This is a genomic window from Segatella bryantii, from assembly GCF_022024215.1.
Classification (GTDB): Bacteria; Bacteroidota; Bacteroidia; order Bacteroidales; family Bacteroidaceae; genus Prevotella; species Prevotella bryantii.
This window is the reverse complement of sequence record NZ_CP091798.1, coordinates 2,262,683-2,278,071: the sequence shown is the minus strand read 5'-3', so window position 1 is coordinate 2,278,071 and position 15,389 is coordinate 2,262,683. Positions and strand designations below refer to the sequence as shown.

The 15,389-nt window shown below is 41.5% G+C and carries 13 protein-coding genes, 1 tRNA gene and 1 pseudogene; 13 read left to right on the top strand and 2 right to left on the bottom strand.

The window, feature by feature from the left end; translation table 11 throughout:
* Window positions 1-10 precede the first annotated feature (10 nt).
* The 5 genes from L6471_RS13770 to L6471_RS13750 all read left to right on the top strand — a co-directional run bounded on the left by L6471_RS13770 (window position 11) and on the right by L6471_RS13750 (window position 6,272).
* Window positions 11-2,881, top strand: coding sequence for a cation-translocating P-type ATPase (locus tag L6471_RS13770; protein ID WP_237797454.1), 2,871 nt, complete (start codon window positions 11-13; stop codon window positions 2,879-2,881).
* Window positions 2,882-2,956: 75 nt separating this feature from the next.
* The gene (locus tag L6471_RS13765; protein WP_074548000.1) at window positions 2,957-3,730 is read left to right on the top strand and encodes a hypothetical protein; all 774 of its coding nucleotides are present in this window, start codon (window positions 2,957-2,959) and stop codon (window positions 3,728-3,730) included.
* A 95-nt stretch (window positions 3,731-3,825) separates the two neighbouring features.
* The gene (locus L6471_RS13760; protein ID WP_074548219.1) at window positions 3,826-4,704 is read left to right on the top strand and encodes a DNA/RNA non-specific endonuclease; all 879 of its coding nucleotides are present in this window, start codon (window positions 3,826-3,828) and stop codon (window positions 4,702-4,704) included.
* Between the two features lie 13 nt (window positions 4,705-4,717).
* The gene (locus tag L6471_RS13755; RefSeq protein WP_074547998.1) at window positions 4,718-5,221 is read left to right on the top strand and encodes a phosphatidylglycerophosphatase A family protein; all 504 of its coding nucleotides are present in this window, start codon (window positions 4,718-4,720) and stop codon (window positions 5,219-5,221) included.
* 4 nt (window positions 5,222-5,225) lie between these two features.
* Complete coding sequence (locus tag L6471_RS13750; protein ID WP_074547996.1) at window positions 5,226-6,272, top strand: HpcH/HpaI aldolase/citrate lyase family protein; 1,047 nt, start codon at window positions 5,226-5,228, stop codon at window positions 6,270-6,272.
* Here L6471_RS13750 and L6471_RS14145 read toward each other — a convergent pair.
* The gene (locus L6471_RS14145) at window positions 6,265-6,396 is read right to left on the bottom strand and encodes a hypothetical protein (protein ID WP_262500634.1); all 132 of its coding nucleotides are present in this window, start codon (window positions 6,394-6,396) and stop codon (window positions 6,265-6,267) included. The two genes, L6471_RS13750 and L6471_RS14145, sit on opposite strands and share 8 nt — an antisense overlap.
* Between L6471_RS14145 and L6471_RS14285 the strand changes: the two are divergent.
* The 4 genes and pseudogenes from L6471_RS14285 to L6471_RS13735 all read left to right on the top strand — a co-directional run.
* A pseudogene (locus L6471_RS14285) lies at window positions 6,373-6,813 on the top strand (phosphoribosyltransferase domain-containing protein); the annotation flags it as partial. The gene L6471_RS14145 and the pseudogene L6471_RS14285 overlap by 24 nt on opposite strands.
* Window positions 6,814-6,918: 105 nt before the next feature.
* Window positions 6,919-7,389 (top strand): TRSP domain-containing protein, encoded by a 471-nt coding sequence (locus tag L6471_RS13745; RefSeq protein ID WP_237797453.1) that lies wholly within the window; start codon window positions 6,919-6,921, stop codon window positions 7,387-7,389.
* The gene (locus L6471_RS13740; RefSeq protein WP_237797452.1) at window positions 7,386-8,435 is read left to right on the top strand and encodes a cysteine protease StiP domain-containing protein; all 1,050 of its coding nucleotides are present in this window, start codon (window positions 7,386-7,388) and stop codon (window positions 8,433-8,435) included. Before L6471_RS13745 ends, L6471_RS13740 begins: the two co-directional genes overlap by 4 nt.
* Before the next feature lie 4 nt (window positions 8,436-8,439).
* Complete coding sequence (locus tag L6471_RS13735) at window positions 8,440-9,207, top strand: HAD family hydrolase (RefSeq protein WP_074547991.1); 768 nt, start codon at window positions 8,440-8,442, stop codon at window positions 9,205-9,207.
* A 471-nt stretch (window positions 9,208-9,678) separates the two neighbouring features.
* Here the strand turns inward: L6471_RS13735 and L6471_RS13730 are convergent.
* A tRNA-Ile gene (locus tag L6471_RS13730) sits at window positions 9,679-9,752 on the bottom strand.
* 630 nt (window positions 9,753-10,382) lie between these two features.
* Between L6471_RS13730 and L6471_RS13725 the strand changes: the two genes are divergently transcribed.
* Genes L6471_RS13725 through L6471_RS13710 form a run of 4 tightly spaced genes read left to right on the top strand, consistent with a single transcriptional unit; the run spans window position 10,383 to window position 15,349 of the window.
* Entirely contained in the window at window positions 10,383-12,947 is a 2,565-nt protein-coding gene (locus L6471_RS13725; RefSeq protein WP_237797451.1) for a calcium-translocating P-type ATPase, PMCA-type, read from the top strand.
* Between the two features lies 1 nt (window position 12,948).
* Entirely contained in the window at window positions 12,949-13,554 is a 606-nt protein-coding gene (locus L6471_RS13720) for an HAD family hydrolase (protein ID WP_006282740.1), read from the top strand.
* 16 nt (window positions 13,555-13,570) lie between these two features.
* Window positions 13,571-14,506: a bifunctional riboflavin kinase/FAD synthetase gene (locus L6471_RS13715; protein WP_237797450.1), complete on the top strand. Its 936-nt coding sequence runs from the start codon at window positions 13,571-13,573 to the stop codon at window positions 14,504-14,506.
* Window positions 14,507-14,515: 9 nt separating this feature from the next.
* Complete coding sequence (locus L6471_RS13710) at window positions 14,516-15,349, top strand: CPBP family intramembrane glutamic endopeptidase (RefSeq protein WP_006282738.1); 834 nt, start codon at window positions 14,516-14,518, stop codon at window positions 15,347-15,349.
* Window positions 15,350-15,389: the final 40 nt, after the last annotated feature.

Genomic DNA, 15,389 nt, shown 5'->3' with positions numbered 1-15,389 from the left:
CATTAAGTACATGGAACAAAAACACCACTACATTGGCTTGACTGAGGCACAGGTGCAAGAAAACCGTGCCAAGTATGGCGTGAATATTCTCACACCACCAGAAAAGGATCCTCTCTGGAAACAATTCTTAGAGAAGTTTACCGATCCATTGATTATCATTTTGCTCATAGCTGGTTTCCTATCGGTAGGTATATCATGTTATGAATATTTCGGGCTGGGTAAGAGTTGGGAGACTTTCTTCGAGCCTGTCGGCATCTTCGTGGCTATACTGCTGGCAACGGGCATTGCATTTATTTTTGAATTAAAAGCTGACAAGCAGTTTTCAATTCTTAATAAGGTCAATGATGATGAGCTCGTGGAGGTGATCCGCAATGGTAATGCCACTATGGTTCCCAAGAAAGACATTGTAGTTGGTGATATTGTTGTGCTCTCTACCGGTGAGGAGATTCCTGCTGACGGCAGACTGCTCGAGAGTGTCAGTCTCAGCGTGGACGAATCTACACTCACTGGTGAAACCTTCCCGCGCCGCAAGAGCACCCGTGAGGAGGAATTTGAAAAGGATGCCACCTATCCTACCAATCAAGTACTGCGTGGCACAAAGGTGATGGACGGCCACGGCATTTTCCAAGTGGAGGCTGTTGGAGACAAGACTGAGAATGGTAAAGTCTTTGAGGCAGCGCAGATAGATAACAGTGTCCGCACGCCGCTCAACGAGCAACTCGATGGCCTAGCCGATCTCATCACGAAGGTGAGCTACGTCTTTGCGGCCTTGATCATCGTGGGCAAACTGATGGTCTATTTTGACTGGGCGCCAATAGTCCTCACCCTGATCATCCCTACTGCCATCTTCTTCTATCTCGTTATCAAGAAGTTTGACGACTGGAAATGGCAGGCTGTCACAGTCTCCATCATTGCCTACTTCGTCATACTCATGGCTATGGTGACATATTTCTTCAACGTGCTCACACCGGACAAGCAGGTGGCTGACCTCATCACCTATACTCTCGACACGCTGATGATAGCTGTCACGCTGATCGTTGTAGCTGTACCTGAAGGACTTCCTATGGCAGTCACCTTGAGCTTGGCTTACAGTATGCAGCGAATGCTGAAGACAAATAACCTCGTGCGCAAGATGCATGCCTGCGAAACGATGGGCGCCACGACAGTGATTTGCACCGATAAGACCGGTACACTGACCCAGAATCAGATGCAGGTGTACGATACTCGCTTCTATGGGCTTGACAATCAGAAACTCAGCGATTCCCAAGAGAGCAAACTGCTCGAAGAAGGCATTGCCGTGAACTCTACGGCCTCTCTCGACTTCTCCAACAAGAATGCCATCTCTGCCCTTGGCAATCCTACCGAGGGTGCTTTGCTCCTGTGGCTACATAATAATAATGTGGACTACCGTGAGTTGAGGGAGGATGCAACGATACTTGCCGAACTGCCTTTCTCTACCGAACGAAAATATATGGCAACGGTCGTGGAATCATCGCTGCTACCACAGAAAAAGATACTCTATGTGAAAGGCGCGCCGGAGATAGTGCTGTCTCTCTGCAAGCAGGTGGAGGGCAACGTGAAGAACGAAGAGATTGCCAAGCAACTCCATGACTATCAGAACCAGGCTATGCGTACACTGGGCTTTGCTTATCAGATACTTGACGACGGAGACAAGACCATCGCTGACGGTAAAGTCGTAGCTAAGAATCTGACATTCGAGGGTATCGTTGCCATCAGCGACCCAGTGCGTGTAGAAGTGCCGGATGCCGTACGCGAATGTATGGACGCTGGCATCAATGTGAAGATTGTTACGGGTGATACCTCTGGCACTGCAAAGGAGATAGGACGCCAGATAGGTTTGTGGACAGACAAAGATACTGACCGTAACATCATCACAGGACCTGAGTTTGCGCAACTTTCAGATGATGAACTTGACAAACGGGTGCTCGATCTGAAGATTATCTCCCGTGCTCGGCCTATGGATAAGAAACGCCTCGTGGAGTCACTTCAGCGTAAGAACCAAGTCGTAGCAGTTACTGGAGATGGCACCAATGATGCTCCTGCGCTTAAAGCTGCCCATGTAGGCCTCTCGATGGGTGATGGCACTTCGGTGGCTAAGGAGGCGTCGGATATCACTATCATCGATAATTCGTTTACGAGTATCGGTAAAGCCGTGATGTGGGGACGCTCGCTCTATCAGAACATTCAGCGGTTCCTCCTCTTCCAGCTTACTGTGAATGTGGCAGCTTGCTTCATAGTACTCTTTGGTGCTTTCATGGGCACGCAGAGTCCGCTTACGGTAACACAGATGCTCTGGGTGAACCTGATTATGGATACTTTCGCTGCAATGGCTCTTGCATCGTTGCCTCCTTCGGAGAGCGTGATGAAGGACAAGCCACGCGACCGCAAAGCATTCATCCTCAACAGGACAATGTGCGAGAACATCTTCGGCGTGGGAGGTTTCTTCTTCGTGATGTTGCTTGTGCTGCTTTATGTCTTTGAGCATTCTGACATTACGCGGCTTACCGATCTTTTGCATGTCCACCTTGGAAAAGCCAACGGTTTGTCGCCTTACGAGTTGTCGCTCTTCTTTACGATCTTCGTGATGACTCACTTCTTCTATCTCTTCTGTGCCCGTGCCTTTGAGACCAATAGAAGTGCTCTTCACTTCAAGGGATGCAAGGGACTGCTCACAATAGCCACGATCATCCTTCTTGGACAGATTGCTATGACCGAGATTCCCGGTCTCCAGGAGTTCTTCAATGTGGCGAAAGGTGGCTTGAGGCTCGACGACTGGATTATTATCCTCGTGGGCTCTTCATGCGTCCTCTGGGTGCGTGAGATTTGGCATCAACTGAAGAGGGTTGTTGGTAAAGCTTAATATTTCAAAGTGCTATATTCTTTTTGTGGATATAGCACTTTGTTTAATTACATTTTAATCACTAAATTTTCTGGAATGGAAAAGATATTTAAAATAGCAGAGTGGGTGGGAATAATAGCACAAGCTGCAGCCCTCTATTTGGTATTCTTTGGCTCAGGTAATAGTGACATGTTCCTTTTAATCATCAGTCTTTTATTTAGCCTTAGTTATCCGATCTCTAAATTCCTGAATAGTGAGGCTGAAAATTATAGGAATGGACTTTACTCTGCAATAGGAGCAGCAATTGTAATTATTATCCTTGGTCTTATCTTTAAGGACTCTGGAAATTTTATTGATACTTTCTTTTATGAAATTTGTAAGCCAGGTTTCTTGATTCTCTATCTGATTTTATTGGCTCTGGCTGATTACTATGCACCGAAAGGTCAAGATTGGGCTGTAGGATTAGTCATAGGGGCCTTACTCCCTTTAATGTTGCTATTCATTATAGCAATTGTCATTTTGGTAGCATTGGGCGCCTCTGGTAGTAGGGCGGGATCAAGATCAATATCATCTTTAACATCATCTTCTCAGTCTTCAAATCGGGGTGAAAATAGAGGTGGTGATGGCTTTGGACGTGGCCTCAGTTACTATTGCATTTGGACAGATGGAAATACTGTTATAAGCAAGATGCCTAATGATTTCCATTTTCAGTGTGACCATGATCCTTCTTATGGGGAGGTAGAAAGATATCTGAAGAGACAAGGATGGCGTAGTTGTCATGTGCTTATGGTAAAACGTTCTGGAAGTAATGACTCAGTCCTTAACTATCTTAATGATTTAAAGGCTACTTATGGTGATAGACCGTTATAAAATTTTAGATTCAGAGGAGAGTATGTGATGATGTCATTAAGCACGCAATACGCATAGCTCCTTCGTAGATGAAAATTGATAAAGTATTAAAGCTTATGAATATTAAAGTTTTCTCAAAATGGTTGATAGTACTTGCCATCTCTCTGCCTATTGTATCTTGTAATCAGGGTAAGGGCAAAGAGAAATATAGTAGTGTAAATGAAACCCAGCAAAGTGGCAACTCTAAAGAGATTGGTAATACTCAACCTAACCAAGCAAATGAGATAGACCAGGTTAGTGATAATGGTGAACGCTACGAAATTCCTGCTCTTCGGGAAAAGTCTGGTGAGATAATCTTACACAGAAGAGGGTATACCGTTTCTTATAATCCAAAGACCCTCATACCTAACTGGGTGGCATGGCATCTATCCGCATCTCACACCGATGGTCCTTACAAACGGGGAGGAATACAATTCCATGAGGATGACGATATACCAGAGCCTCGTGTTAACACATATGATTATATTCAATCTGGCTACGATCGTGGACATATGTGTCCTGCAGGTGATAACAAGTGGGATAAGGAGGCCATGGAACAGTCTTTCTTGATGACTAATATATGTCCTCAAGCACATTCTCTCAATGTAGGTAGCTGGAACAGTATAGAACAACACTGCCGTAAATGGGCTAATCAATATGGCGATCTCTATATTGTATGTGGACCTATATTATACCGTCAGACACATAAAACGATTGGTCAGCATAAAGTTACTGTTCCGGAGGCATTTTTTAAAGTTATTATGCGCCTTGGTAAAAATCCGCAAGCTGTCGGTGTCATTTTCCGTAATGATGACAGTAGACATGAATGGGGTGACTATGTGAATAGCGTAGATCAAGTGGAAAGAATCACAGGATATGATTTCTTCCCAGCTTTGCCTGACAACATAGAAAATAAAATAGAGGCTAAGGCTGACTTCGATCAGTGGCCGAGATAATACATCAAAAGCTATGAGTAATAACAATAATCATCCTTTAGGCGAAGCTCCGTGGTTCCATGTAATAATCTCTACCGGTTTGGGTACTGGCTTTTGCCCGGTAGCACCTGGTACGGCAGGAGCTTTGCTTGCTCTTGTTGAATGGTATATTGCGTATCTGTTTCTTCCTGAGAGGACATTATTTCTTGCCACACTCATAACTATTATTGTTGTAACGTTAGTGGGAGTGTGGACATCTAACGTTATGGAAAAATATTGGGGGAAGGATCCTCGTACGGTGAATATAGACGAATTTGTTGGAACATGGATTCCTCTATTGGTAGCATCTTATGGCAAGTATACGTTGCTACTCGCTGTATTAGGCTTTTCTGCATTCCGTATTATTGATATATTCAAGCCTCTGGGATGCCGTTGGATAGATCAAAATGTTGAGGGCGGATGGGGTGTTATGTTAGATGACGTCCTAGCAGGATTATATGCTCTCATAATTGTTGTATTGGTTAGGCTGATGTTGTAATTTAATGAGATACTTTATAAAGGAGAACAATTTAAAATTTTATAAGGAGCCGGCAGAGTTCAACAAATATACTCCCAAGGAAACGCTGCAATATGCTGTGGGAGCAAATCTCTATATGCCAGCCACTCAGCATGATATTTTCAGGAAACTATCTAATGGGGCCTTCGGCGACTTGGGCTCCATTACGCTTTGTATGGAGGATGCCATCTCGGACGAGCAACTGCCAGAGGCAGAGAAGGATGTGCAAAAGCTTCTGAGCAGAATATATGAATATGGGCGAAAGGACAGTCTGCCTCTCGTTTTCATCAGGGTAAGGAATACTGAGCAGTTCATGTCGTTCTCGTCAGTACTTTCCGATGAACAGTTGAGCACGGTCTGCGGCTTCTGCTTCCCAAAATTTAATAGTGCCAATGGTCGAGAGTACTTCCGAATCCTTGACGAACTTATCCGGCGCAGCGGAGCCACGCTCTATGCCATGCCAATCATCGAAGACAGGAAAGCAATGTATAAGGAGTCACGCTTCCAAGAGCTATCGGATATCAGATGCATTTTGGAGGAAAACTATTCGCGGGTGCTGAATGTGCGTGTCGGAGGAACGGACTTCTCGTCCATCTATGGCCTTCGGCGGCAGTTGGACACGACGATATACGATATTAAAGTGGTGGCAGACTGTCTGAAAGATATACTTAATTTTTTCTTGCGCGATGAGAACAACTTCGTCGTTTCAGGACCTGTTTGGGAGTATTACTCCTGGAATGAAAATTCTCCCGAGATCAAAGGCTTGAAGCATGAACTGTCACTGGATATCCAGAATGGCTTTCACGGCAAGACTATTATCCATCCTTCTCAGATAGAGGCAGTCAACAAGGCATATATCGTGGATTACGATGAATATCAGGACGCTGTCAATATCTTGCATTCTCATGGCGGCGTTTTTGCCGGAGTGAATGGAAACAGGATGAATGAGACCAACCCTCACCGCAGTTGGGCTACAAAAGTGATGGCGAAAGCCGAAATCTTTGGAGTAGTGGAGAAAAATGTTATCATCTGAGAATATGTACAGAATCGTTAGCAATACCCTGAATATACCTATCGACGACATGTTTGTCGTTGGCAAGAGAGATAACAACACGAAGCGCAGTTTCCTCTTTATCAGTAAGCTGCTGGGTAAGCATCTCGCTGTGAAACCGAGCACAGTGAAGGATACTGGCGCTCGGTTAGCGTCGCTATACAGTGATGATGGCCACAGGGTTCTGGTCATAGGCTTTTGTGAAACAGCTACGGCGCTCGGACTGTCGGTGGCTTCTGCCATTAACGGCGCTGACTATATCGCTACAACACGTGAACCTGTCATCGGATTGCGGCAGATTTTGTCCTTTGAGGAGTCTCATAGTCATGCGCCGAGCCATTCGATGTTCAGCGATTCCATCTGTCTATATGACTACGATGAAGTCGTCTTGGTCGATGACGAGATAACGACGGGACACTCGATGTTGCATCTCATAGAGCAACTTGTCGGTCAAAGCAGTATACGTAGGTTCTCGGTTCTGACGATATTAGACTGGCGACGAAATGCCGATCGGCAAGCATTTAATGACTTTGCATTGCGCCATGGCGTCCGGATACATGTCCACGCGCTTGTAACTGGTGAAATTACTGAAGAAGATCACGTGGTGTATCATAACAAGCCTATAACAATGGTGGAGAATGACATTCCTTCGAAAGCGACGAGTGTATTCCCAAGGCGCATGGTTATGACTACGGATGGTCCTCTTCCATATCTTGTCCATTCTGGCAGATTTGGTATCTCTCATGATGAAATCGAACAGATAGAAACGCTCTCCCAACGTGCCGCCAACCGTATCGCTGAGGATCTGCAAGGCAATACTGTTCTCGTGCTTGGACATGGAGAGAATATCTACATTCCTTCGAGAGTAGCCGCCAAGTTGCAGGAAGCAGGGTTCAGCGTAATGTTCAAGACCACATCGAGAACTCCCATATTCGTAGACGAACAAATAATAAAGGATGCGGAGACATTCATGGACAGAGGCGTGCGATATCATTTCTACAACCGAGAGGAGGCAGAAGAGTTTGACAATGTGATTCTGCTTGCTGACACGCCTTTTCATGCTCACTTGTGTAATAAACTCAGAATTTACGATTTATGATGAAGAGCTCTTTTCGCGATGACGACTGCTTTTTCCTGCTGAAGGATCTTACAGGCATCATCCCTTTTACACCTTTCGACGAGAAAGAAAGTCTGATAGCCGAGGGACATAGCTATTCAGAAATGATAACTGAGGAGGAGCCTCTGCCCATGGAAATTAACGATATCTTCAAGTCGATGGTTTCGCTTCATGCCTCAGATATCGCCCGATACGTCGCTACAGTCTCTGAGGAAATACTCCGACGGTTTGGTGAGAACGTTGTCATTGTCTCATTGGCACGAGCCGGTTCACCTGTCGGAGCTCTGATTCGCCGGTATATCATCTTCAAATACAACATCCCTTTGCCGCATTACAGCATCTCTATCATCCGTGGACGGGGCATAGACCGAAATGCTCTCAACTACATCTTGAGGCGTCATCCTCAAGGTCGGATGGTGTTTGTAGACGGATGGACGGGCAAGGGCTCCATTTCAAGTGAACTCAAGAAGGATATTAAGGCATACAATAGCGATTGTGGCACCTCCATCAGTGACTGCCTTGCCGTGCTTGCAGACCCCGCACATGTGGCTGAATTTGTAGGGACAAGAAATGATGTGTGTATTCCAAATGCCTGTCTCAACTCCACTGTCAGTGGACTTGTTAGCCGCACTATCCTCAATAACAGTTATATTGGACCGAATGATTTCCATGGAGCAGTGAGATACGACAATTTCAGGGAGGATGATATGACGAATTTCTTCTTGAGCGCGATAGAGCATTGCTTTTCAAGGGACAACATCTGTCCTAATTCTATTCAGGGAGAAAGTCCAGTTGGAGAGGTTATTGAGCGATTGGCCCGAGATTTTCCTTTGGCAAACATCAACAAGGTGAAACTGAGTATCGGCGAATCTTCGCGTGCTCTCATCAGAAGGAAGCCATACATCGTACTTGTCAAGAATCCATCCAATCGGGATTTGTCCTTTGTCCTGTTTATGGCAAAGAAAAGAGGAGTCGAAGTAAGACAATATGACACTATGAATTACGAATGTATAACGCTATTGAAGTAGAATCATGTTTCTCATTTCCGATCTTGACAGCACACTGATATACTCGCACCAGGACGAGGGTGTATGTGTAGAATATTTAGATGGAAGGCCTATAACGTATATGACGGATCGGGCTTTTAATATGTTAGATATGCTATTGACTGTTCGCAGCTTTCATCTTGTGCCGTGCACACTTAGGTCTTGGGAGCAGACATCAAGGGTGTCTTTCGTTCGCGAAGGAAGAACACCCATTGTCGTTTGTGATAATGGTTTTTCCATTATCAGAGAAGGCTTCTTAGATAAAGATTGGGATAGACATATGCATTCAATCATCGAAACTGATAAAATAGCGGCTCTTCGCTCAAAAATCCTTCGCTTTGTAGAAAAATTTGAGATTCCAATTAAACAAGTGAAAAGTAATAGAGATTCTTTCTTAACTCTGATCTTCCAGGATGCTCAATCTTCAAAACGTTATGCAGATGGCATCCTTAGTGTAGTTCCCGATGACTACAAAATATCCAAGCAAGGACGAAAGATTTATATCATTCCTCTTGCTTTGGATAAATCTCTCGCTGTGAAGTATTTACAAGGTATTTATAAAGATGAAAGGTTTATTACGGCAGGTGATAGCGATGTAGACAAAAAATTTGTTCTCTTAGGAGACATTCGTATTATTCCACGCCATTCTTCAATAGAATTAAAGAATGCAGTCATTACCAAACAAGCTGGGGCATTAGCTGCTGAAGATATTTTAGAATATTGTATCAAGTCTAACGACCTTATTCCGGAGTAGTACTGAAATTTTTTAGATATTTGTACTATAATCTTGAAATTTTACTATAATCTTTCTATATTAGGGTGGAGGTAGAAATACCGCACGAGGACTCCAGAGGGTCCTTCAATTTATCGGCGCAATTCTTGACTTTATCGGCAGTCTTCCTGAAACTGGTAAACCTATTGCTTGAAACACTTAGTTGGGTCTATTACCTATAATCTGTAAAGAAGCATCTGTGCCTAATCTGATTTACTTGTCAGTTAAGCATAGGATGCTTTTTTCCTTTATTCTCACATCGATTTTCTGAATTCTTTCCTCAATGCCTTCTTGATACCCCATGATCTGTTTTCCCACTTGTTTTCCCGCCCTATTTTGGTGTCAAGATAAACGAAATATCAGGGACGTATCAAGGAAGAAGTGTTTTCCCATTGTTTTCCCTAAAAGAAAATCAGCAACCTAAGAATCGTCTTAAGTTGCTGATTTTCAGTGTGGACCAGCTAGGGCTTGAACCTAGGACCTCCAGATTATGAGTCTGTTGCTCTAACCAACTGAGCTACAAGTCCAATATTTGTATTTTTATTTTCGGGTGCAAAGATAATCTTTTTATCTTTAATATCCAAATATTTAGGCTAGAAATGTGTATTTTTCATTAAATGTAAGTATTTTTTTTGTTTTAGTGTAGTATATTGACGGTGATTATTTTATTTTGGCGCTTAGTTCTAATAATAAAAGTTCTTTTTCATGATCTTAATTTGAGTCGAATATATAGTATATTTGGTTAATTTTAAGGGAGAAAATGGTGTATGTAATTTTTTATGGGTAATTATTCATATCATGATGACGATTTCTCCTATATATATTTTTTATCATATCGTATTTTTGTAGTCCAATTAAGAATTAGGTGATTTGATACAATAGCGGATCGAATTTATGTAATAATTTCAATTTAAGTTTGTACAATAGATGTTTGATGCGAATATAGGTTAAGCGAATGCATAGTTACTTCAATTGTAATGCGAATGAAAAGGTGTACCGAATGGTGCACCTTTTTCGTTTATCATTTACAATCTAAAATTTTTTAGTTCTTCTTGAATACAATAGTTGGGAGACGTTAAATATTATTGATTGCTGATGTAAATAGATTGATTTTGAGTATCTTTGCATTTACTATATTCCATTATTAAAAGTAGAAGATGAAAAAAGAATCATATAATCCAGGTCTTGACGACCAGCAAGTAGCCGATAGTCGAGCAAAGTATGGCTCTAATCGACTTACTCCACCTCGAAAGACTTCTCTTTGGATGCTTTATCTTGATAAATATCGTGATCCGATAATCCAAATACTTCTTGTTGCTGTTGCCATATCTTTGATTATGGCTTTCCTGGAGAATGATTTTGTAGAAACTATCGGAATCTTTATTGCTGTTATTTTAGCTACTACTATCGGTTTCTATTTTGAACGTGATGCTGCTAAAAAATTTGGTTTGTTAACGGCAATGAATGATGATCAGATGGTAAAGGTTCGTCGTAACGATCATGTTATTGAAATTGCCAGACATGAAGTCGTCGTTGGTGATGTCGTGTTAGTAGAGGTTGGTGATGAGGTTCCTGCTGATGGAATACTTCTTGAGTCGACAGATTTACAAATAGATGAATCAAGTTTAACAGGTGAGCCTATTATTAATAAGGATGTTCTCGATGAAACCGGAGATTTTGGTGATGCAACTTATCCTAAGAATCTTCTTTTGCGTTCTACTATGGTTATGAATGGACGTGGTGTATTTGAAGTTGTGGCCGTCGGTGATTATACGGAGATCGGTAAAGTGGCACAAAAATCAACTGAAGAGACGAATACTAAGACACCTCTGAATGTACAGTTGGATAAATTGGCTTCAATGATATCTAAAATTGGTTCCGGTGTAGCTGTAGCGGCCTTTTTGATATTTTTGGTTCATGATATCTTAACTCAATCTGTATGGCATTCTGGTGATTACTTGAAAATGGCTGAGGTGGTACTTGGGTATTTTATGATGAGTGTTACACTGATAGTCATGGCTGTGCCAGAAGGTCTTCCTATGGCTGTTACCCTTGCTTTGGCCTTGAATATGCGTCGCATGTTAAAGTCGAATAATCTAGTACGTAAACTACATGCTTGTGAAACGATGGGGGCTGTTACTGTAATTTGTACAGATAAAACAGGTACACTAACTCAAAATAAGATGACCGTTAGTGATATGGTAATTCTCCATATGAAGGATAAAAATGTATCAGAAACAAGTGAATTGTTGAATGTTGGAATTGCCCTGAATACAACAGCTAATCTTGATGGTGATAAAGGTATCGGTAATCCTACAGAGGTGGCTCTGTTAAGTTGGCTGAAGACAAAACAAATAGATTATCGTAAGATTCGTCAAACTATTCCTGTTGAGCATCAAGTACCATTCTCTACAGAAAAAAAATATATGGAAACTGATGTTATTTGGGAGGGCAAAACATATCAATTTATTAAAGGTGCTCCAGAAATTGTTATCGGTATGTGTGAAATTTCCGATGAAATGAGGGAAAAAGTGGAAACGAAGCTTTTGGAATATCAGCAAAAGGCTATGCGTACACTTGCTTTTGCTATAGGTAAGGAGTTAGTGGCAATATGTGAAATATTTGACCCAGTTCGCGAGGATGTACCTGAGGCCGTAAAGCGCTGTCAGGAAGCTGGTATTGAGGTGAAAATCGTTACGGGTGATACTACTGCAACGGCTGCAGAAATAGGTAGGCAGATAGGTTTGTTTGCTGCTGACGAAAATAGCAAAGACGTTAGATATTCGATAACAGGTCCTGAATGGGCAGCTTTGAGCGATGAGGATGCCTATCAGCGTGCCACTGAGATTCGTATTATGTCAAGAGCACGTCCTACTGATAAGCAGCGCCTAGTGCAGATGCTTCAAAAACGCGGTGAAGTGGTAGCTGTAACAGGTGATGGCACAAATGATGCTCCTGCTTTACATTATGCACATGTGGGATTATCTCTTGGTTCTGGTACATCTGTAGCTAAATCTGCTTCTGATATGACCTTGCTTGATGATTCGTTTGGAAGCATTGCTAATGCTGTCATGTGGGGGCGTTCACTGTATAAGAATATACAGCGATTCCTCTTTTTCCAACTAGTGGTCAATTTAACAGCTTTGTTATTGGTACTGGGAGGTTCTTTAGTGGGTACGGAAATGCCTCTTACTGTAACGCAGATACTATGGGTAAATCTGATTATGGATACATTTGCCGCTATGGCTCTTGCTTCATTGCCTCCTTCTCGTGAGGTGATGAAAGACAGACCACGTGATCGTAATGACTTTATTATATCTCCAAAAATGGCAAAATATATATTGTCATGGGGACTAGTCTTTTTCGTATTAATGCTGACCTTTTTGGTATATTGTGAATATCATGGTGCGGGAGTGGATATACGAGAGCTGACCATGTTTTTTACCGTATTTGTCATGCTTCAGTTTTGGAATCTTTTTAATGCGAAGAGTTTTGGAAGCCATTTTTCTGCATTTAGAAGAATATATGCAGATCAGGGATTGGCCTTGGTGCTTTGCATTATTTTATTGGGCCAATGGTTGATAGTTACTTTTGGTGGTAAAATGTTTCGTACGGTACCGCTTACAGCGATGGAATGGGGGATTATAATTGCTTCTACATCGCTTGTCATGTGGATTGGTGAAGGCATACGTTTAATTCAACGATATATAGATAAAAAATAAGATGTTGATAAAAAATATTATATTTGATTTGGGGGGAGTCTTAGTTGGGCTTGATGATCAGCGTTGTATTGATGCTTTTAAAGCGATAGGTGCTCCCCAAATAGCTCAGTATATAGAAGATCATCGTACAGAGGATTTGTTTTATGATACAGAAGTTGGTAATATTTCTCAGCATGAATTTTGCAATGAGGTAAGACGTATTGCATCGTGCAACGTTCGTGATGAAGATATTGTTTGGGCTTGGAATCGGTTGCTTACGGTTATTCCGAATGAAAAGAAGGTGAGATTGCTCGAGTTGCATGATAAAGGGTTTAGATTGTTCCTGTTAAGTAATACCAATGAAATGCATTGGAATTATTGCGCAGAGGAATTATTCCCTTATAAGCGCTGGATAGCTCAGGATTTTTTCGATGAAATTTATCTATCTTATGAACTTCATAAGATTAAGCCTCAGGAAGATATTTTTGCAACTGTGCTAGCTGATGCAGGTATTAAAGCAGAAGAAACTCTGTTTATTGATGATAATGAGGCAAATATTGCTGCTGCGCGCGAATTGGGTATTCAGACATTTTGGAATGAGCATCCAGATGATTGGTTGAAGATTTAATACGGTTTCATCGAAAATGAATATTATTCATATTAGTGCTAGACACGTATCTGATTTACCTTGTGTAGCTACTATAGGTTTTTTTGATGGTGTGCACCGTGGGCATCAGTTTCTACTTCATCATGTCGTTGATGAGGCAAAAAAGTGTGGACTTAAGTCTATGGTTATCACGTTCGAAAGTCATCCACGTAAGGTGTTGCATCAGGATTATCAGCCTGAAATGTTGAGTACCCTCGATGAGAAACTTAATTTATTGGCAGGTTTAGGTGTGGATACTTGTGGGCTGCTTCGTTTTGATCAGCAAACTGCAAGTATGTCGGCTTTTTATTTTATGGAAAAAGTGCTTCGCGATCAGTTGCATGTGAGGAAACTTTATATTGGTTATGATAATCGGTTTGGTCATAATCGGGAAGAGGGATTTAATGACTATGTAAAGTATGGTAAACAGTTAGGTATTGAGGTTATTAATACCTCTGTTTTTCAATTGCAGCAGGTAAACGTAAGTTCTACGGTAATTCGTAAAATGCTGTATGAGGGTAAGGTTGAAGAGGCTCATGCCTGTCTAGGTTATCCTTATTCTCTTACAGGTGAGGTTGTTTGTGGTTTTCAAGAAGGTCGTCGTTTAGGTTTCCCTACGGCTAATATTGACCTTTCAGCCTGTGAAAAGTTAATACCCGCTAATGGCGCCTATGCTGTTTTAGTTCACATTGAGGGTGACAGTAGAGTATATCGTGGTATGATGGATATTGGTAATCGTCCCACATTCTGTGGCTTAAAGCGCTCGTATGAGGTAAATATCTTCGATTTCACGGGCAATATATATGGTAAGCGAGTATCTGTAAGTTTTATGCATTTTATTCGCACAGAGCAAAAATTTGAAAGTGTAGAAGCTTTGAAAGCTCAGTTAGAGAATGATAAGCGTGTTGTAAATGATAAATTGGATAAAGATTAATATTGTTTTATGAAAAAGTCGACTAAAGGTATACTTGATAGCATATTATATGCTATTGTCTTTGTTTTGATACAGCTGTTTGTTCAGTTAGCTGTTGCTTTGATATATAATCAATTTGAGAATGTTGGTTATGCAAATGTCGTTAATGGTATGGCTAGTGGTATTTACGGAGAAGCATTAGCTATAAGTACAGTTTTGAGTAGTGCTTTGACTATTCTGTTGTTTATACGTTTGAAGTGGTTTCCATTTTCTCTTTCTTATTTGAAAACACGACCTTGGGCAGTTATTATATGGACTGTATTGTTATCTTTTGGACTGATATTGCCATCGGAATGGATTATGGAGAAGTTACAGTTGACAATGGATCCAACATATACTAAGATTTTTGAGAGTGTGATGAAAGAACCTTGGGGTTTTATAGCAATAGGTGTATTGGCTCCTTTAGCAGAAGAAGTGGTATTTCGGGGAGCTATTCTCAATGCATTATTAAAAATATTCCCTAAGAAATATTATTGGGTATCTATATTGGTTTCAGCTTTAATGTTTGGCGCAGTCCATGGTAATTTGGTTCAGTTTGTCTTTGCTTTTTCTGTGGGTATTTTGTTGGGATGGATGTATTATCGTACCAATAGTATAATTCCTGGTGTTGTTTTACATTGGATTAATAATAGTGTCGCTTATGTCATGTTTAATTTAATGCCAAAGATGCAGGATGGTAAACTGATAGATCTGTTTCATGGTAGTGAAAAGATGATGGTGGAAGGACTTTTGTTCTCATTATGTGTCTTTATTCCGAGTTTGTTTCAGCTTGCTACTCGTATGAAATCTGCAGACCAACTGTAAAGTTTCCTGCGATAATGGCATATGGCAACAGTATGTTGTA

What these genes read in the sequence shown, in the direction of transcription:
- L6471_RS13770 (WP_237797454.1), top strand. Translation starts at nt 11, where the DNA reads ATGGAACAAAAACACCACTACATTGGCTTGACTGAGGCACAGGTGCAA.
- L6471_RS13745 (WP_237797453.1), top strand. Translation starts at nt 6,919, where the DNA reads ATGGTGGAGAATGACATTCCTTCGAAAGCGACGAGTGTATTCCCAAGG.
- L6471_RS13725 (WP_237797451.1), top strand. Translation starts at nt 10,383, where the DNA reads ATGAAAAAAGAATCATATAATCCAGGTCTTGACGACCAGCAAGTAGCC.
- L6471_RS13710 (WP_006282738.1), top strand. Translation starts at nt 14,516, where the DNA reads ATGAAAAAGTCGACTAAAGGTATACTTGATAGCATATTATATGCTATT.
- L6471_RS13750 (WP_074547996.1), top strand. Translation starts at nt 5,226, where the DNA reads ATGAGATACTTTATAAAGGAGAACAATTTAAAATTTTATAAGGAGCCG.
- L6471_RS13715 (WP_237797450.1), top strand. Translation starts at nt 13,571, where the DNA reads ATGAATATTATTCATATTAGTGCTAGACACGTATCTGATTTACCTTGT.
- L6471_RS13760 (WP_074548219.1), top strand. Translation starts at nt 3,826, where the DNA reads ATGAATATTAAAGTTTTCTCAAAATGGTTGATAGTACTTGCCATCTCT.
- L6471_RS13740 (WP_237797452.1), top strand. Translation starts at nt 7,386, where the DNA reads ATGATGAAGAGCTCTTTTCGCGATGACGACTGCTTTTTCCTGCTGAAG.
- L6471_RS13720 (WP_006282740.1), top strand. Translation starts at nt 12,949, where the DNA reads ATGTTGATAAAAAATATTATATTTGATTTGGGGGGAGTCTTAGTTGGG.
- L6471_RS13735 (WP_074547991.1), top strand. Translation starts at nt 8,440, where the DNA reads ATGTTTCTCATTTCCGATCTTGACAGCACACTGATATACTCGCACCAG.
- L6471_RS13765 (WP_074548000.1), top strand. Translation starts at nt 2,957, where the DNA reads ATGGAAAAGATATTTAAAATAGCAGAGTGGGTGGGAATAATAGCACAA.
- L6471_RS13755 (WP_074547998.1), top strand. Translation starts at nt 4,718, where the DNA reads ATGAGTAATAACAATAATCATCCTTTAGGCGAAGCTCCGTGGTTCCAT.
- L6471_RS14145 (WP_262500634.1), bottom strand. Translation starts at nt 6,396, where the DNA reads ATGCTTACCCAGCAGCTTACTGATAAAGAGGAAACTGCGCTTCGTGTT.